At 68.9% G+C, this 17179-nt stretch carries 18 protein-coding genes; 4 read left to right on the forward strand and 14 right to left on the reverse strand.

Going from position 1 to position 17179, the window contains the following annotated elements:
- The first annotated feature begins 19 nt into the window (after nucleotides 1-19).
- The 3 genes from AC1RCS_RS12600 to AC1RCS_RS12610 all read left to right on the forward strand — a co-directional run bounded on the left by AC1RCS_RS12600 (nucleotide 20) and on the right by AC1RCS_RS12610 (nucleotide 3020).
- Nucleotides 20-1672 (forward strand): FAD-dependent oxidoreductase, encoded by a 1653-nt coding sequence (locus AC1RCS_RS12600; protein WP_369643520.1) that lies wholly within the window; start codon nucleotides 20-22, stop codon nucleotides 1670-1672.
- Nucleotides 1673-1686: 14 nt separating this feature from the next.
- Nucleotides 1687-1947, forward strand: a complete 261-nt coding sequence (locus tag AC1RCS_RS12605) for a DUF2783 domain-containing protein (RefSeq protein WP_218297010.1) — start codon at nucleotides 1687-1689, stop codon at nucleotides 1945-1947.
- Nucleotides 1948-2051: 104 nt separating this feature from the next.
- Nucleotides 2052-3020 carry a Bug family tripartite tricarboxylate transporter substrate binding protein gene (locus AC1RCS_RS12610; protein ID WP_218296917.1) on the forward strand — a complete coding sequence of 323 codons (969 nt, stop codon included), beginning with the start codon at nucleotides 2052-2054 and terminating at the stop codon, nucleotides 3018-3020.
- A 169-nt stretch (nucleotides 3021-3189) separates the two neighbouring features.
- Here the strand turns inward: AC1RCS_RS12610 and AC1RCS_RS12615 are convergent, their stop codons facing one another.
- Genes AC1RCS_RS12615 through AC1RCS_RS12625 form a run of 3 tightly spaced genes read right to left on the reverse strand, consistent with a single transcriptional unit; the run spans nucleotide 3190 to nucleotide 4919 of the window.
- On the reverse strand, nucleotides 3190-3771 hold the full coding sequence (locus AC1RCS_RS12615; protein WP_492245105.1) for a DUF2062 domain-containing protein: 582 nt from the start codon (nucleotides 3769-3771) through the stop codon (nucleotides 3190-3192).
- The gene (locus tag AC1RCS_RS12620) at nucleotides 3762-3923 is read right to left on the reverse strand and encodes a hypothetical protein (RefSeq protein WP_218296916.1); all 162 of its coding nucleotides are present in this window, start codon (nucleotides 3921-3923) and stop codon (nucleotides 3762-3764) included. The genes AC1RCS_RS12615 and AC1RCS_RS12620 overlap by 10 nt, the downstream gene beginning before the upstream one ends.
- A gap of 15 nt (nucleotides 3924-3938) precedes the next feature.
- Complete coding sequence (locus AC1RCS_RS12625) at nucleotides 3939-4919, reverse strand: TerC family protein (RefSeq protein ID WP_218296915.1); 981 nt, start codon at nucleotides 4917-4919, stop codon at nucleotides 3939-3941.
- Nucleotides 4920-5183: 264 nt separating this feature from the next.
- Between AC1RCS_RS12625 and AC1RCS_RS12630 the strand changes: the two genes are divergently transcribed.
- Nucleotides 5184-6089 carry a LysR substrate-binding domain-containing protein gene (locus AC1RCS_RS12630; RefSeq protein ID WP_492245104.1) on the forward strand — a complete coding sequence of 302 codons (906 nt, stop codon included), beginning with the start codon at nucleotides 5184-5186 and terminating at the stop codon, nucleotides 6087-6089.
- Between the two features lie 128 nt (nucleotides 6090-6217).
- Here the strand turns inward: AC1RCS_RS12630 and AC1RCS_RS12635 are convergent, their stop codons facing one another.
- The 11 genes from AC1RCS_RS12635 to paaA all read right to left on the reverse strand — a co-directional run bounded on the left by AC1RCS_RS12635 (nucleotide 6218) and on the right by paaA (nucleotide 17164).
- Nucleotides 6218-7384 carry an ABC transporter substrate-binding protein gene (locus AC1RCS_RS12635; RefSeq protein ID WP_492245103.1) on the reverse strand — a complete coding sequence of 389 codons (1167 nt, stop codon included), beginning with the start codon at nucleotides 7382-7384 and terminating at the stop codon, nucleotides 6218-6220.
- Between the two features lie 118 nt (nucleotides 7385-7502).
- Complete coding sequence (locus tag AC1RCS_RS12640; protein ID WP_218341295.1) at nucleotides 7503-8252, reverse strand: ABC transporter ATP-binding protein; 750 nt, start codon at nucleotides 8250-8252, stop codon at nucleotides 7503-7505.
- The gene (locus tag AC1RCS_RS12645) at nucleotides 8249-10162 is read right to left on the reverse strand and encodes a branched-chain amino acid ABC transporter ATP-binding protein/permease (RefSeq protein WP_492245102.1); all 1914 of its coding nucleotides are present in this window, start codon (nucleotides 10160-10162) and stop codon (nucleotides 8249-8251) included. The genes AC1RCS_RS12640 and AC1RCS_RS12645 overlap by 4 nt, the downstream gene beginning before the upstream one ends.
- Nucleotides 10159-11187 (reverse strand): branched-chain amino acid ABC transporter permease, encoded by a 1029-nt coding sequence (locus tag AC1RCS_RS12650; protein WP_145697155.1) that lies wholly within the window; start codon nucleotides 11185-11187, stop codon nucleotides 10159-10161. The genes AC1RCS_RS12645 and AC1RCS_RS12650 overlap by 4 nt, the downstream gene beginning before the upstream one ends.
- Nucleotides 11188-11298: 111 nt before the next feature.
- Nucleotides 11299-12456 carry an ABC transporter substrate-binding protein gene (locus AC1RCS_RS12655; RefSeq protein WP_007852100.1) on the reverse strand — a complete coding sequence of 386 codons (1158 nt, stop codon included), beginning with the start codon at nucleotides 12454-12456 and terminating at the stop codon, nucleotides 11299-11301.
- 125 nt (nucleotides 12457-12581) lie between these two features.
- Nucleotides 12582-13211, reverse strand: coding sequence for a TetR/AcrR family transcriptional regulator (locus AC1RCS_RS12660; RefSeq protein ID WP_492245101.1), 630 nt, complete (start codon nucleotides 13209-13211; stop codon nucleotides 12582-12584).
- A 134-nt stretch (nucleotides 13212-13345) separates the two neighbouring features.
- Nucleotides 13346-14431 (reverse strand): 1,2-phenylacetyl-CoA epoxidase subunit PaaE, encoded by a 1086-nt coding sequence (gene paaE, locus AC1RCS_RS12665; RefSeq protein ID WP_492245100.1) that lies wholly within the window; start codon nucleotides 14429-14431, stop codon nucleotides 13346-13348.
- Nucleotides 14432-14456: 25 nt separating this feature from the next.
- On the reverse strand, nucleotides 14457-15008 hold the full coding sequence (gene paaD, locus AC1RCS_RS12670; protein ID WP_492245099.1) for a 1,2-phenylacetyl-CoA epoxidase subunit PaaD: 552 nt from the start codon (nucleotides 15006-15008) through the stop codon (nucleotides 14457-14459).
- A complete protein-coding gene (gene paaC, locus AC1RCS_RS12675) occupies nucleotides 15008-15784 on the reverse strand; it encodes a 1,2-phenylacetyl-CoA epoxidase subunit PaaC (RefSeq protein WP_492245098.1) in 777 nt (258 codons plus the stop codon). The genes paaD and paaC overlap by 1 nt, the downstream gene beginning before the upstream one ends.
- A gap of 11 nt (nucleotides 15785-15795) precedes the next feature.
- Nucleotides 15796-16125, reverse strand: coding sequence for a 1,2-phenylacetyl-CoA epoxidase subunit PaaB (gene paaB, locus AC1RCS_RS12680; RefSeq protein WP_186457925.1), 330 nt, complete (start codon nucleotides 16123-16125; stop codon nucleotides 15796-15798).
- Nucleotides 16126-16150: 25 nt separating this feature from the next.
- Nucleotides 16151-17164 carry a 1,2-phenylacetyl-CoA epoxidase subunit PaaA gene (gene paaA, locus AC1RCS_RS12685; RefSeq protein ID WP_492245097.1) on the reverse strand — a complete coding sequence of 338 codons (1014 nt, stop codon included), beginning with the start codon at nucleotides 17162-17164 and terminating at the stop codon, nucleotides 16151-16153.
- Nucleotides 17165-17179: the final 15 nt, after the last annotated feature.

Here is a 17179-nt window from a genome sequence, read left to right on the forward strand (position 1 = left end):
AGGCTGAAGGAGACAAAAGATGAACCCCAGAGACATTCCTGCCGAGGCGTTCCACGCGAGCGGCCCGGACGTGCAGGCCATCGATTTCGGCTACGTGCGCTCGCCCGACCAGGACAGCGCCGCGCCCGCGCCGCACCCCATCGTGGTCGTGGGTGCGGGCCCCGTGGGCCTATCGCTCGCCATCGACCTGGCCCAGCGCGGCCAGCGCGTGGTGGTGCTGGACAACGACCACAAGCTCTCCATCGGCTCGCGCGCCATCTGCTTCGCCAAGCGCACGCTCGAAATCTGGGACCGCCTGGGCGTGGGCCAGCGCATGGTGGACAAGGGCGTGTCGTGGAACGTGGGCAAGGTGTTCCTCAAGGACGAGCAGCTCTACGAATTCAACCTGCTGCCCGAAGAAGGCCACGAGCGCCCCGCGTTCATCAACCTGCAGCAGTACTACGCCGAGGCCTACCTGGTGGAGCGCGCGCTGCAGCTGCCCGGCATCGACATCCGCTGGCACAACAAGGTGACCGCCGTGGCCGCACGCAACGACGGCGCCCTGCTCAGCATCGACACGCCCGAAGGCCCCTACCAGGTGGATGCGCAATGGGTGGCCGCCTGCGACGGCTCGCGTTCGCCCCTGCGCCAGATGATGGGACTGGAAAGCAAGGGCCGCATCTTCCAGGACCGGTTCCTGATCGCCGACGTGAAGCTGGCGGGCGATGCGGACTTCCCGACCGAGCGCTGGTTCTGGTTCGACCCGCCCTTTCACCCCGGCCAGAGCGTGCTGCTGCACCGCCAGCCGGACAACGTGTGGCGCATCGACTTCCAGCTGGGCTGGGACGCCGACCCGGAAGAAGAAAAGAAGCCCGGGAACATCATCCCGCGCGTGCAGGCGCTGCTGGGCGCGGATGCGCAGTTCGAGCTGGACTGGGCGAGTGTCTACACCTTTGCCTGCCTGCGCATGGACCAGTTCGTGCACGGCCGCGTGGTCTTCGCGGGCGACAGCGCGCATGGCGTCTCGCCCTTTGGCGCACGCGGCGCCAACAGCGGCGTGCAGGATGCCGAGAACCTGGCCTGGAAGCTGGACTGGGTGCTCAAGGGCCGAGTGGGCCCTGCCCTGCTGGCCACCTACGGGCCCGAGCGCGAATACGCGGCGGACGAGAACCTGTGCAACTCCACGCGCGCCACCGACTTCATCACGCCCAAGAGCGAGGTGAGCCGCCTGTTCCGCGATGCCGCGCTGCACCTGGCGCGCGAGCATGCGTTTGCGCGGCGCATCGTCAACAGCGGACGCCTGTCGGTGCCGGCCACGCTGCACCAGTCGCCGCTGAACACGCCCGACGCCGACACCTTCGCGGGCACGCAGGTGCCCGGTGCGGTGCTGCTCGACGCTCCCCTGACAAAACAGGGCCGCCCCACGTGGCTGCTGCGCGAGCTGGGGCCGGACTTCACGCTGCTGGTGTTTGGCCCCGCCCCCACCTGGGCCCGGGACCTGGCCCATGTGCGGGTGCTGCAGATCGGCATCGACGTGATCGACCACCAGGCGCTGGCCGCGCAGCGGCTCGATGCCCAGCCACGCACCGTGTACCTCGTGCGCCCCGACCAGCATGTGTGCGCACGTTGGCGCACCCCCACCGAAGCGGCGGTGCGTGCCGCCCTGGCCCACGCCACGGCGCCGGCCCCCTGACAAGGAACACCTTCATCATGCTCAACACCCAGCCCCACCTGCAGGCCTGCGACGATTTTTACGAGGCGCTGATCGCTGCGCACCAGGGCCTGTCCACGCCCGAGAGCCACGCCATGAACGCCCGCCTCGTGCTGCTGCTGGCCAACCACATCGGCGACCAGGCCACGCTGCTGCATGCCCTGCAGCTGGCGCGCGGCGCCGCGATGCCACTGGCAGACCGGCGCGCCACCCAGGCCATCACGCCCGTGGTGCCCACGCACGCCCTGGCGGCCTAGCCGCGCCCCCGCACCCCATCCGCCCCCCGGGGCTTCGGCACCGCACGGACGGTGCAAGCCCTGGCTTTGCCCGATTCTTTTGACGACACCCCGGAGACGACACCATGCTGCGCAAACACTTCCTCGCCACCCTTGCCGGGCTGGCCCTGGCCACCACCCTCCCCCAGGCCCATGCCCAGGACACCAAGCCGCTGGAATGGGTGGTGGGCTATGCCGCCGGCGGCGGCTCGGACATCGTCGCGCGCACCATCGCCGAGTCGATGTCGGCCACGCTGGGCCGCCCCATCGTCATCAACAACAAGCCCGGCGCGGGCACCAACATCGCGGCCGAGTACAGCGCGCGCAACAAGGACTTCGGCAACCTGATCTTCTCGGCCGACTTCGCCACGCTGGCGGCCAACCCGTTCCTGTTCAGCAAGCTGAGCTACAACGCCGAGAAGGACTTCCAGCCCGTGGGCCTGCTGGTGCGCTTCCCCATGTTCCTCGTGGTGTCCAACAACGTGCCCGCCAGGAACCTCAAGGAGTTCATGGCCTGGGCCAAGGGCCTGCCCGACGGCGTGAACTGGGCCTCGGCCGGGCCCGGCAGCCCGCACCACCTGGTGGGCGAGCTGTTCCGCGAGCAAAGCGGCCTCAGGCTCACGCACGTGCCCTACCGGGGTGCGGCACCGGCCATCCAGGACGTGATCGGCGGCCAGGTCCCGGCCATGTGGATCGACAGCGCCACCGTGTACCCGTTCCTTGCCGCCGGCAAGGTCAAGGCCATCGGCGTGGCCAGCCCGCAGCGCGTGGGCACCATGCCCGACGTGGCCACCATTGCCGAACAGGGCCTGCAGGGCTTCGAGGGCTTTGCGTGGCAGGGGCTGGTCGCCCCCCATGGCACCTCGGCCGAGGCGGTGGCCCAGTTCAGCAAGGCCCTTCAAACCGCCCTTGCCGACACGCGCACGCGTGCGCGCCTGCAGGCCCTGGGTGTCGAACCCTTGCCCGGCACCGCCGCGCAGATGGGGAGCTTCGCGCGCGCCGAACGCGAGAAGTGGGGTCGTGTGATCACCAAGGTGGGCGTCAAGCTGGATTGAGCCCCCTGAGCGGCTGCGCCGCCTCCCCCTCAGGGGGACGCCACCCGCGGCCTGGCCAAGCCAGTTCCGCGGTGGCACTGGCGATAGCAGCGCGCCGGTTTCGCAGCCCGTGGACTCCAGGATCTGCGGGATTTCGCGCTTCGGAAAGCGAGCAGCGCCGATTCGTCCGTTACGCGGCGGCTGAGCGGCAGCGCGCCAGCCGGCGCTTGCGCTGCAGGGCGGGGGCCAGCCACAGCACCTGCACCACGGCGTAACCCAGCGCCGCGAGCAGCAATCCCAGCGTGGGCAGGCCGATCAGCAGTGGCGTGCCCAGGGCCTGGATCCAGGCCGCCATCGCCTGCACGGAGAAATCGCCGCCCGGCGCCACGCTGCTCCATGGCGGCAGGGTTTGCGTGCCGGGCATCACCAGCGCGCCCAGGTAGAAGGCCAGGGCATACAGCGGCACGGTGGTGAACGGGTTGGTATAGAAGGTGGCCACGCCGCCCGCCACCACGTTGCCGCGCAGCCACGCGCACACCAGCAGGGTGCCGGGGATCTGCAGCGGGCCGGGAATGAGCCCGCAGAACATGCCGGCCGCCACACCGCGCGCCAGCGGCTGGCGCTGAAAGCGGAACAGCTCGCGCCGCTCCAGCCAGGGCCGCAAGCGGGCGAGCCAGCCCCGGTCCAGGTGCACGCGGGCCCGGGGTTCCAGGCCGCGCAGCCAGCGGCGCAGGGTGCACAGCATCTGCATCACCACCCTGATCAGCTCCACGCCAGGGCCGCGGCCGTGCCGGCGCCCCACAGGGCGGCAAGGCCCGCCAGCAGGCGCACGTCCCGCCGCTCATTGCCGGCGCGGTACGCCGTCACCGTCGCCCCCACCAGGCCCACCAGCACACAGAGCATGATGGCATCGAGCAATTGCATGGTCTCCTACTCCCTTCAGTCCTTGGATGGCGATGCCAGGGGCTTGTGGGCGCCCGGGGCCGAGTTGCGCAGCGACAGGAAGATCGAACCCGCGATCAGCGATGCCGTGACCAGCAGCGCGTAGCCGATCGGAATCTTCACGAGGTCGATGAGCAGCATCTTGCCGCCGATGAACACCAGCACCAGGGCCAGGCCATAGGCCAGCAGGTGGAAGCGGTCGGCCAGGTCCGCCAGCAGGAAGTACAGCGCACGCAGGCCCAGGATGGCGAAGATGTTGGCCGTGAGCACGATGAACGGGTCGCTGGTGATGGCGAAGATGGCCGGGATGCTGTCCACCGCGAAGATGATGTCGGTGGTGCCGATGAGCACCAGCACCACGAACAGCGGGGTGTAGTGCTTGACGCCCTGGACCAGCGTGGAGAGCTTTTCGCCGTCGAACTGGTCGGTGATGCGGATGCGCTTCTTCAGCAACCTGAGCACGGGGTTGGTCGCGATGTCGGGCTCCTGCCCGGCCGCGAACCACATCTTGGCACCCGTGACCACGAGGAACGCGCCGAACACGTACAGCAGCCAGTGGAAGGTGGCCAGCAGCCAGGCGCCTGCCAGGATGAGCAGCGTGCGCAGCACGATCGCGCCGATGATGCCGATGATGAGCGCGCGCTTCTGGTACTGCGGCGGCACGGCGAAATAGCTGAACAGCATCAGGAACACAAAGATGTTGTCCACCGAAAGGCTTTTTTCCACCAGGTAGCCGGTGATGAACTGCATCGACACCGTGTTGGCCACCTCGCGGCCCTGGCTGCCGTCCAGGTACCACCAGAGGATGCCCACGAACACGAAGGCCAGCGAGAACCACAGCAGGCTCCAGCGCACGGCCTCCTTCATCGTGACCTTGTGCGCGCCCTGGCGCTCCATCACCAGCAGGTCGATGCCGATGGCCACCACCACGAAGACGGCAAAGCCCGCCCACATCCACCAGGTTCCGATCGTTTCCATGAAGTCTTGCTCCTTCGCGCGACGGCGTCAGCGCCGCGAACGCGGCAGGGGTGGCAGGCCCGGGGTCGGGGCGGACAGGGGAAGGGGTGCGGCGTGGCGCATGGGTTCTCTCCGGTGCAATGGGTTGGCATTCAGGACAAGCCCGCACTGTAGGGATGCTTTTGCATCTTAAAAACCTGCCTTCACGGTACTATTTGTTCGGTTTTTACGAACCAACCAGTTCCTGCACCGATACCCCTTCAACGCACTGGGATACGCAAGACCATGAGCCAGAGCTTCAACTACCGCCACCTGTACTACTTCTGGGTGGTCGCCAAGGAGGGCGGCATCGCGCGCGCCGCCGAGCGGCTGGACATGGCCGTGCAGACCATCAGCGCGCAGGTGCGCTCCCTTGAGCAGGCCCTGGGAACCAGCCTGCTGCGCACCGAGGGGCGCAGCCTGGTGCTCACCGAGGCCGGCGTGGCCGCGCTGCACGAGGCCGACCACATCTTTGCCCTGGGCGAGCAGCTGACCCACCGCGTGCGCGAGGCCGCCAGCGGCCAGACGCTGCGGCTGAACCTGGGCATCTCGGACGGCATCGCCAAGCTGGCCATGCACCGGCTGCTCACGCCCGTGCTCGACGAGCCCCACCTGCGCCTGCTGTGCCACGAGGGGGAGTTCCAGCCGCTGCTCGGCGAGCTCGCGCTGCACAAGCTCGACGCGGTGCTGGCCGACCGCGCCGCGCCGCCCAACCCGGCCCTCAAGACCACCAGCCAGCTGCTGGGCACGAGCGCCGTGGCCTGGTATGCCCCACCCGTGTGGGCCGAGGCGGCGGCGCGGCAGTTTCCGCAGAGCCTGGCCGTGGTGCCCGTGCTGCTGCCTACCGACCATGCCGCCATGCGTGCGCGCATCGACCACTGGCTGGAGCGCGAACGCATCCGCCCACGCATTGCGGGCGAGTTCGAGGACAGCGCCCTGCTCAGCACCTTTGCCGCCACGGGCATGGGGGTGATGCCGGCCCCCGTGACCGTGGGCGCGCATCTGCTCAAGACCCATGGTCTGGTGCAGGTGGGCACAACGCCCGACGTGCAGGAGCAGTTCCACCTGATCTACAACGCGCGCAAGGTCATGCACCCGCTGCTCACGCGACTGCTGGAGGCCGCAGAGGGAGGTGCACTGCTCACCTCCTGAGCAGCGCGCCCCGCCTCGGAGCGGCTCACAAACTCAGCGAAGCGGTTCTGGCTAGGCGCTGCGTCGCAGGCAGTACGCTAGTACGACAAGACGCAGCAACGACGCCCAGAAGAGTTTTTGAGTCGCTCCTACTTCGTGAACCGGCCGTCGCGGCCCATCATGAGCAGATCCACGAACTTGCCCGAACTGTGCTGCGTGGCCGACAGCTCCACGGGGTAGCCGCCCAGGTTCACGCTCTTCATCGACTCCATGGCCTGCACCAGCCCTGCGCGCGTGGGCTTGGCACCGGCGCGCTGCAGCGCCTCGACCAGGAAGCGGGCGGAGATGAATCCCTCCATCTGGCTGAAGGTGTACTCGGTGATGCCCTTGGCCTTGGCCAGGGTCTGGAACTCGCGAGAGATCGGCATGCTCTGGTTCCACGGCGAGGGCACGACCTGCGACACCACCACGCCCCGCGCGCGCTCGCCCAGCGCCTTGACCAGCTGGGCGTTGCTGATCACCGAGAGCATGTAGAAGGTGGAGCGGTGGCCGGCCGCCAGGTAGGCATCGACGAAATCCACGCTGGGCTTGCCCGCGCTGATGACGATGATGGCCTGGGGCGTGGCCTTGGCCACCGAGGCCACGGCGTCCGCCATCTTCGAGCCATCCACCTCCAGCGGGGCCTGGGCCACGAGTTCCACCTTGTGGTTCTTGACCGACTTCTCGACCGAGGCCAGCCCGCCCGTGCCGAAGGGGTTGTTCAGGTAGACCGCCGCGATGCGCGCGATGCCCACCGAGGCCAGTTGCTTCACGGTGGCATCGAGCTCGGTCGCATAGCCTGCCTTGATGTTGAACACGTAGCGGCTGCTGGCCTGGCGCAGGCCGTCGGAGCCCGTGAACGGCGCGATGAAGGGCACGCCGCGCTCCTCGGCGATCGGCAGGGCGGCCAGCGCGGGCGGGGTGCCCGCGTACTGGAACAGCGCGAGCACCTTGTCCTCGTCGATCAGCTTCTTCGTGTTCTCGGCGGCCTTCTTGGGGTCGTAGGCATCGTCGATGGCGACCACGCGGATCTTGCGGCCGCGCACGCCGCCCGAGGCATTCACATGGTCGAAATACAGGGCCGCGCCCTGGCGCACCTCGCTGGTCAGCGCCGCGAGCGGGCCGCTCAGCTGGCAGGACTGGCCGATCACGATCTCGCTGTCGGTCACGCCCGCGCTGTCCTGGGCCCAGGCCGTTCCCGCCAGACCCGCGGCCAATGCCCCACCCGAACGCAAAAACGCCCTGCGTGCCAACCCTGGCTGAACGCCTGTCTTCATGCTTTGTCTCCTGTCGTATTCATGGATCTTCACAACGCAAAAGCCCTTCCGCAGCCCCAAGGCCTGCGAAAGGGCGAAACAGGACGGTCGCTGCGCTGCGCGGCGGTCCTCGGGACTTTCAATGGGCTTCGGCCCGGGCGTGCGCCGCCCCTCCCATACCCAGGTAGGTGTCGATGATGCGGCGGTCGTTGAGCAGGTCCTGCGCGGCGCCCGTGAGCGCCACGGCGCCCATCTCCAGCACATAGGCGCGGTCGGCCACGCGCAAGGCGGCGCGGGCGTTCTGCTCCACCAGCAGCACCGACACGCCATGCTGGCGCAGCGAGGACACCACCTGCAGCACCTCGCGCACGATCAGCGGCGCCAGACCCAGCGAGGGCTCGTCGAGCATCAACAGGCGCGGGCGGGCCATCAGCGCACGGCCGATGGCCAGCATCTGCCGCTCGCCGCCCGAGAGCGTGGAGGCCAGCTGCACGCGGCGCTCGCGCAGGCGCGGGAAGATGCCGAACACCTCTTCCATGCGCTGCGCCTGGTCGCGCTGGCCCTTGCGCCAGCGCGAGAAGCCGCCGAGCAGCAGATTGTCCTCCACCGACATCTCGCCAAAGAGTTCGCGCTTTTCGGGCACCAGGGCCACGCCGCGCGCCACCATGGCTTCCACGCTGGGGCGGGCGATGCGCTCGCCGGCCAGGGTGATGGAGCCGGTGGCAGGCAGCAGGCCCATGGCCGCGCACAGCAGCGTGGTCTTGCCGGCGCCGTTGGGGCCGATCACGGTGACGATCTCGCCCTCGTTCACGTCAAGCCGGACCTGGTGGACGGCCTCCACGGGGCCGTACGACACGGAGAGGTCCTGCAGTTGCAGCAAGGCGGTCATGCGCGGGCTCCTTCGGTGGCGGCAGCGGCGGGCAGGTCGTCGTCGGCACCGCCCAGGTAGGCATCGAGCACGCGCTGGTTGCTCTGCACCTCTACGGGCGTGCCCTCGGCGATCACGGTGCCGAACTCCAGCACGGTGATGCGGTCGGCCAGGTTCATCACGAACTCCATGTCATGCTCCACCACCAGGATGCCCAGGCCCTCGGCGCGCAGTTGGCGCAGCAGGTCGGCCAGGGCCTTCTTTTCCAGGTGGCGCAGGCCGGCTGCGGGCTCGTCGAGCAGCAGGATGGCCGGCTGGCCGGCCAAAGCACGCGCGATCTCGACGATGCGCTGCTGCCCCAGGGCCAGCGAGGCGGCGGGCGCATCGGCATAGACCCCCAGGCCGCAGCGCTCGATCTGGCGGCGCGCCTCGGCCAGCAGGGCCGCCTCTTCGGCGCGGTCCAGGCGCAGCATGGAGGCCAGCCAGCCGCGGTGCGCACGCTGGTGCGCGCCCAGGGCGACGTTCTCGACCACGCTGCGCTGGCCCAGCAGGCGCACGTGCTGGAAGGTGCGCGCCATGCCCAGGCGGGCGAAGGCGCGCGAGGGGCGGCGCAGCATGGCCTGGTCCACCAGGCGCACCTCGCCTTCGGTGGCGTCGTCCACGCCCGAGACCATGTTGAAGAAGGTGCTCTTGCCGGCGCCGTTGGGCCCGATCAGCGCATGCACCTCGCCGGCCTTCACGTCCATGGACACGTTGTTGTTGGCGACCAGGCCGCCGAAGCGCTTGGTCACGTTGCGCGCCTGCAGCAGCACCGTGCCGGCCGCGGGCAGCGTGCGCTGCGCCAGTTCGGTGGCCTGGCCTGCCGTGCGCGGCGCCTCGCGGCGCAGCCAGCGCTCGCCCAGGCGGTTCAGCGTGGGCCACAGGCCGTCGGCAAAGCGCTGCAGCACGAAGACCATGAGCAGGCCGAAGACGATGACCTCGAAGTTGCCGCTGGTGCCCAGCAGCGAGGGCAGCACGTCCTGCAGCTTTTCCTTGAGCAGGGTGATGAGGGTGGCGCCCAGCACCGCACCCCAGAGGTGGCCGGCACCACCGACCACGGCCATGAACAGGTATTCGATGCCGATGTTGAGGTTGAACGGCGTGGGGCTGACAAAGCGCTGCAGGTGCGCATACAGCCAGCCCGAGATCGCCGCCAGCAGCGCCGCCAGCACGAAAAGCTTGATGCGGTAACGCGCCGTGTCCACGCCCATGGACTCGGCCATCACCCGCCCGCCCTTGAGCGCGCGGATGGCGCGGCCCTCGCGCGAGTCGAGCAGGTTGTGCAGCAGCCACAGCGACACCAGCAGCACCGCCCAGATCAGCACGCCGATGGCGCGCGGCGATGCCAGCGAGACGCCGGTCACGATGAGCGGCGGGATGCCGGTGATGCCGGTCTGCCCGCCGAGGAATTCCATGTTGCCGAACAGGTAGTACAGCGACAGGCCCCAGGCGATGGTGCACAGCGGCAGGTAGTGGCCCGAGAGCTTGAGCGTGACCGAGCCCAGGCCCCAGGCCAGCGCGAAGGTGATCACCAGGCCCAGCACCAGGCCCACCCAGGGCAGGCCGGCCATGCCGACCAGGCCCGAGAGCGCCTGCACCGACGCGGGCGCCGTGCAGATCCAGGCCGTGGCATAGGCCCCGACGCCCACGAAGGCCGCCTGGCCGAAGGAGGTCATGCCGCCCACGCCGGTGAGCATGACCAGGCCCGCCGCGACGATGGCGTACAGGCCGATGTAGCTGAGCACGACCACGGTGAAGTCGGGCAGGAAGCCCCAGCACAGGGCCAGCAGCGCCACGGCCGCGAGCGTGAGCTGGGTGCGCGTGGCGATGCCGCGCGAGGTGCCTGCATCGTGTGCGCCGGCAGCCATATCTGTCTTGACGGGCGCGGTCATTCCTCATCCTCCACATGGCGGCTGTTGAGCGAACGCCACCACAGCACGGGCACGATCAGCGTGAACACGAGAACCTCCTTGTAGGCACTGGCCCAGAACGATGCAAAGGCCTCCAGCTGGCCCACGATCAGCGCGCCGAGCAGCGCCATGGGGTAGCTGCCCAGGCCGCCCACGATGGCCGCGACAAAGCCCTTGAGGCCGATCAGGAACCCTGTGTCGTAGTACACGGTGGTGAGCGGGGCGATCAACAGGCCCGAGACCGCACCGATCAGCGCGGCCAGGGCGAAGCTCACATCGCCCGACAGCTCGGTGGGAATGCCCATGAGGCGCGCCCCCACCCGGTTGAGGGCCGTGGCGCGCAGCGCCTTGCCGACCATGGAGCGGCCGAAGAACAGGAACAGCAGCATCACCAGCGCCAGCGTGACACCCAGCACCACCAGCGACTGGCCCGAGACGGGGATGCCGCCGAGGTCGAAGCGCGCCTCCGAGAACGGTGGCGTGCGCGAGCCCTCGGCACCGAAGAACAGCAGGCCCAGGCCCACCAGCACGCCATGCAACGCCACCGAGACGATGAGCAGCATCAGCACCGTGGCATCGGCCAGCGGGCGATAGGCCAGACGGTACAGCAGCGGCCCCATGGGCGTGATCAGGATCAGCGTGGTGAGCGCCTGCATGCCCAGCGAAGTCGGACGCAGCCCGAGGATCAGCGCCGTGGCCAGCAGCGGCAGCACCAGGCACCAGACCACGGTGGCAGGCCAGTTCACGGGGCTGCCGCGCTGAAAGCGCACCACCTCGACCACCAGCACCACCGCGGCCATGCCCACCAGCAGCCACAGCGTGGCGGGAATGCGCCCGCCCTGCATCATGGCCATGGTCAGCGCCCCGAAGGCCACGAACTCGCCCTGGGGGATGAAGATCACCCGGGTCACGGAAAAAACCAGCACCAACGCCAGCGCCATCAGTCCATAGATGGCGCCGTTGACAATGCCGTCCTGCCCCAAGAGCAGGGCGATCTGCAAATCCATATTCGGCTTTCTGTCTATTGAAGTCAGGCAGGCCGCAGGGCTGCGCCGGCAGCGGGCACTTCATCGGCCCGCCGCCCTCATCCCTGCGCCGTCAGACCTCGCTCTGCTCGGTCAGGGCTGGTACTTCCAGGTGCCGTTCTCGATCTTGACCATCACGCGGGCGCGCTGGTCCAGGCCCAGGTGGTCGTTCTCGGACATGTTGAAGATGCCGTGGGCGCCGGGCACTTCCTTGATCTGCTCGAGCGCATCGCGCAGGGCCGTGCGGAATTCCACGGTGCCGGGCTTGGCCTTCTTCAGGGCCACGGGCACGGCAGCGGCCATCAGCACGCCGGCATCCCAGCCGTGGGCGCCGAAGGTGGAGACGCTGTCCTTGCCGTTGGCGGCCTCATAGGCGGCCACATAGGCGCTGGCCGACTTCTTCACCGGGTGCGAGGCGGGCAGCTGCGAAGCCACGAGCACGGGGCCGGAGGGCAGGAAGGTGCCTTCCACGTCCTTGCCGCCCACGCGCAGGAAGTCGGCATTGGCCACGCCGTGGGTCTGGTAGACCTTACCGGCAAAGCCGCGCTCCTTGAGCGCCTTCTGGGGCAATGCGGCCGGCGTGCCGGAGCCGGCGATGAGCACGGCGTCGGGCTTGGCCGAGATCATCTTCAGCGTCTGGCCCGTCACCGAGGTGTCGGTGCGCGCATAGCGCTCGTTGGCCACGATCTGGATCTTCTTGATCGCCGCGGCCTTGCCGAACTCCTGGTACCAGCCTTCGCCGTAGGCGTCGGCAAAGCCGATGAAGGCCACGGTCTTCACACCGGCGTTGGCCATGTGGTCCACGATGGCCAGCGACATCATGATATCGTTCTGCGGGGTCTTGAACACCCACTTCTTCTTGGCGTCCATAGGCTCGACGATGCGCGCCGAGGCGGCCATGGAGATCATGGGCGTCTGGGCCTCGGCGACCACGTCGATCATGGCCAGCGAGTTGGGTGTGGTGCTCGAGCCCAGGATGATGTCGACCTTGCTTTCGCTGATCAGCTTGCGTGTGTTGCCAACGGCGGTGGTCGTGTCCGACGCGTCGTCGAGCACGATGTAGTTGACCTTCTGGCCGCCGATGGTGCGCGGCATCAGGGCGATGGTGTTCTTCTCGGGAATGCCCAGCGAGGCGGCCGGGCCGGTGGCCGACACCGTGACACCGACGGTGATGTCGGCCAGGGCGGCGCCGCAGGCCATGGCGGCGGCGGCGGCCACCAGCGCGAGTTGTGCGAAGCGGGTCTTTTTCATGCGTTTGTCTCCTGTGGAAAAGAAAGGATGGTGTTGTCAGCGCAGGCAAGCAAGGAAGATTCAGCGCTGTTCCGGCTCTTGTCGGCCGGTATCGGGTACGCGGTGGTGAACGTGCGTGGCCATTGTCATGGACGCGCGGGTCTTTGGGCCTGTTCAATGGGCATTCGGACGGCAGGAAATCCACCAAAGAACAGGTCCGCAACGATGGGCGCCATGGTCCCGTAGTCGAGTTCGCCGTCGGGCTTGAGCCAGGTGAACATCCAGTTGATCATGCCGAACAGCAGCATGGTCAGCGCCTTGGTCAGGCCCGCGGCATCGGTGTCGGGGCGCAGTTGCCCCAGCGCGGTGGCGAAGGCGGCCACCACGGCGCGCTCCTTGCCCAGGATGCGCTCGCTGTCCTCGGACTGCAGGAAGCGCACGTCCTCGGTCAGCACGCGGTGGGCGTGCTGGGCCTCGGCGTATTCCTCGACGAAGCGGTGGATCAGCTCGCGCAGCCGCGCCTCGGGCGCGAGCTGCTGGGCCTCGACCTCCTCCACCAGCGCCTGCAGGCGCGAGACATGCCCGTCGGCGATGTGCACGAGCAGGTTGTACTTGTCGCGAAAGTAGTGGTACAGCGTGGGCTTGGACAGGCCGCAGGCCTCGGCCACCTCGTTCATCGAGGTGGCGGGATAGCCGCGGCGTGCGAACAGTTCGGCGGCATGGCGGAGGATCATTTCGCGCTGGTCGTCGTATCCGGGGGAGCGTCCTCGGGCCATGGGCAGTTTTCCTTTGCATCCTGGAGTGAAGGGGCGCCATCTTGCCGCATCCGGGGGCATCGCAGGCCCACGGCGGCCCATTCCTTGCCGATGCCAGGCACCGTGTGCAGCGGTGGATGCCGTCATAGCGACCATCAGCGTTCGTCGAACGACAGCACCACGCTGTCGGACAGCGGCCGGCACTGGCAGGTGAGCACGAAGCCGGCGGCCACCTCGTTCTTGTCGAGCGCGAAGTTGCGCTCCATGCGCACCTCGCCCTCCACGCACTTGGCGCGGCAGGTACCGCACACGCCCGAGGTGCACGAGAACGGCACCTCCAGCCCGGCGGCCGAGGCCGCATCGAGGATGCTGGCCTGCTCGCCCGAGAACGGGAATTCGCGCCGCAGGCCGTCGCGGACGATGGCGATGCGGGAGGTCTTGGCATCGCCCGGCAGCGCCTCGTGCACCACCGCGCCGACCTGCCCTCCTGCGGGCAGGGCCACGCCGAAGCGCTCCACGTGGATGCGCTCGGCCGGCACGCCGCCGGCCAGCAGCCCGGCCTCGGCCTCGTCGTTCATCTGGAAGGGGCCGCAGATGAAGGCCTCATCGATCTTCTGCGCGGGGATCAGCGCCTTCAGGAACTCGGCGAGCTTCTCGCGGTTCACGAAGCCCATGTTCAGCGGCGCGTCGGTCTGCTCGGCCGAGAACACATGGTGCAGCACCAGGCGCGTGAGGTAGCGGTTCTTGAGGTCCTCGATCTCCTCCTTGAACATGGTGGACTGCAGCGTGCGGTTGCCGTAGATCAGCGTGAAGCGGCTGCCGGGTTCGCGCGCCAGCACCGTCTTCATGATGGACAGGATGGGCGTGATGCCGCTGCCGCCCGCGATGCCCAGGTAGTGGCGCTGCGCGGCAGCCTGGATGGGCACGAAGAAGCGGCCCTGCGGCGCCATGACCTGCAGGGTGTCGCCCACCTTGAGCTGCGCGTTGATCCAGTTGGAGAACACGCCGCCGTTGACCTTGCGCACGCCCACGCGCAGCTCGGCGTCGTCCACGCCGGCGCAGATGGAGTACGAGCGGCGCAGGTCCTGGCCACCGATGTCGGTGCGCAGCGTGAGGTACTGGCCCTGGGTGAAGCCGAAGACCTCGCGCAGCTCGGGCGGCACGTCGAAGGAGACGATGACGGCCTCGGCCGTGTCGGGCTCGATGGCGCGCACGCGCAGGGGATGGAAGATGACGCTCATGTCGGTGTCTTGTGGTGGGTGGCCGTCACAGCGGCTTGAAATGTTCGAAGGGCTCGCGGCAGGCCATGCAGCGGTACAGCGCCTTGCAGGCCGTGGAGCCGAAGGCCGAGAGCCGCTCGGTCTGCAGGCTGCCGCAGCGCGGGCAGGCCAGCGCCGGTGCGGCTGCGGCGCGCGGCATGAAGCGCAGCGGCACCTCGGTACCCGGCGGCAGCGGGCCGGGCGGTGCGATGCCGTAGGCCAGCAGGCGGACGCGGCCGCGTTCGGTGATCCAGTCGGTGGTCCAGGCCGGGGCGCGCTGCAGCGTGGCATGGGCCGGGCCCAGGCCGGCCGCCTCGATGGCGGCGAGCACGTCGCGCTCGATGGCCTCGGTGGCGGGGCAGCCCGAATAGGTGGGCGTGAGCACGATCTCCAGGCCATCGCCCGCCAGGCGCACGGCGCGCACGATGCCCAGGTCGCACACGGAGACCGCGGGCACCTCGGGGTCGGGCACGCCGTCGAGCACCTGCCACGCGCGCGCAATGCGTGCGTCGGCGAAGGTGTCCGCTGCGTCCGGGCGGTCGATGGCTTCGGCCACCATCACCACACGCCCCCTGGAAAGCTGCGCTGCAGGTACTGCATCTCGGCCAGGATGTAGCCCATGTGCTCGCTGTGCACGCCCTGCTTGCCGGTGCTGCGGAACGCCGATGCCTGGGGCGTGGCCAGGCTGGCCGCGGCCAGGATCTGCGCCATCTCGCCGGTCCAGGTGTCCTGCAGGTCGGCCCAGCGCGGGCCCAGGCCCGTGACGTGGGCGGATTCGTCCACCGCGTCGACCACGAACAGCTCGGGCGTGTAGCGCCACAGGGCCTTCAAGGCCGCTTCGGTGCGGCGGCGCGATTCGGCCGTGCCGTCGCCCAGGCGCACGACCCAGTCGGCGGCGTGCTGCTGGTGGTAGCGCGCCTCCTTGACCGCCTTGCCGGCAATGGCGGCCAGCTCCGTGTCGCTGGAGGTGGCCAGGCGCTCCCACAGCAGCTTGAAGAGGGTGGCCACCATGGCGTTGCGCACCACGGTGAAGGCGAAGTCACCGCGCGGCAGCTCCACCAGGGTCACGTTGACATAGTCGCGCTCGTCGCGCAGGAAGGCCAGCTGGTCTTCGTCGTGGCCGCGGCCTTCGAGCTGGCCGGCGCGGGTGAGCACGGCGCGCGCCTGGCCCACGAGGTCCAGCGCCATGTTGGACAGGGCGATGTCCTCTTCGAGGACGGGGCCGTGGCCGCACCATTCCGAGAGGCGCTGGGCCAGGATGAGGCAGGTATCGCCGATGCGCAGCAGGTACTGCACGCCCGGGTCCTGGCTGGTGTGGATGCTGGTGGCTTGCATGGCAGTGGTGCTCACATGTGGTCCACGGACTCGGGCAGCACGTAGAAGGTGGGGTGGCGGTAGACCTTGTCCTGCGCGGGATCGAAGTACATGGACTTCTCGCCGGGGTCGCTGGCCACGATCTGGTCGGAGCGCACGACCCAGACGCTGGTGCCTTCCTGGCGCCGGGTGTAGACGTCGCGCGCCAGCTGGATGGCCATGCGCGGGTCGGCGGCATGCAGGCTGCCGCAGTGCTTGTGGTCCAGGCCGGCCTTGCTGCGCACGAAGACTTCCCACAGCGGCCATTCGGTGGCCATCGCGGGATCGGCGGCGGGGGTGGAGGGAGAGGATGGGGTCGTCATGGGGAAATCTCGGATATCGGTGAAATCAGGCGGCTGCGCGCACCGGGGCATGCTTGGCGGCATGGGCCAGGGCGGCTTCGCGCACCCAGGCGCCATCGTCCCAGGCCTTGACGCGCGCGCCCAGGCGCTCTTCGTTGCAGGGGCCGTCGCCGCCGATCACGCGCCAGAACTCGCTCCAGTCGATGGCGCCGTAGTCGTGCGCCTGGCGCTCCTCGTTCCATTGCAGGTCGGGGTCGGGCAGCGTCACGCCCAGCACGCGGGCCTGCTCCACCGTGGCGTCGATGAACTTCTGGCGCAGCGTGTCGTTGGAGACGCGCTTGATGCCCCAGCGCATGGACTGCGCGGAGTTGGGCGACTGGTCGTCGGGCGGGCCGAACATCATGATGGAGGGCCACCACCAGCGGTTGACTGCGTCCTGCACCATGGCGCGCTGGGCGTCGGTGCCCTGCTGCATCATGGTGAGCAGCGCGTCGTAGCCCTGGCGCTGGTGGAAGCTCTCCTCGCGGCAGATGCGCACCATGGCCCGCGCGTAGGGCGCGTACGAGCAGCGGCAGATCGGCACCTGGTTCATGATGGCCGCGCCATCGACCAGCCAGCCGATGGTGCCCATGTCGGCCCAGGTCAGCGTGGGGTAGTTGAAGATGGAGCTGTACTTGGCGCGCCCGGTGTGCAGCGCATCCAGCATCTGGTCGCGCGAGCTGCCCAGCGTCTCGGCCGCGGCGTACAGGTACAGGCCGTGGCCGCCCTCGTCCTGTACCTTGGCCAGCAGGATGGCCTTGCGCTTGAGCGTGGGGGCGCGCGATATCCAGTTGCCCTCGGGCAGCATGCCGACGATCTCCGAGTGCGCATGCTGGCTGATCTGGCGCAGCAGGGTCTTGCGGTAGTGGTCGGGCATCCAGTCCTTGGCCTCGATGAATTCGCCCGCGTCGATGCGCGCGTCGAAGGCCTCCTGGCGCTGCATCTCCTCGGCGCTGCGCAGGGCCTTGTTGCCGGCGTCGCCGCCTTCCTTGCCCATGGTGTCCATGGCCTGGGTGTACATGGTGTCGTCCTTTCG

The organism is Acidovorax sp. GW823-FHT01C06 (assembly GCF_058798375.1).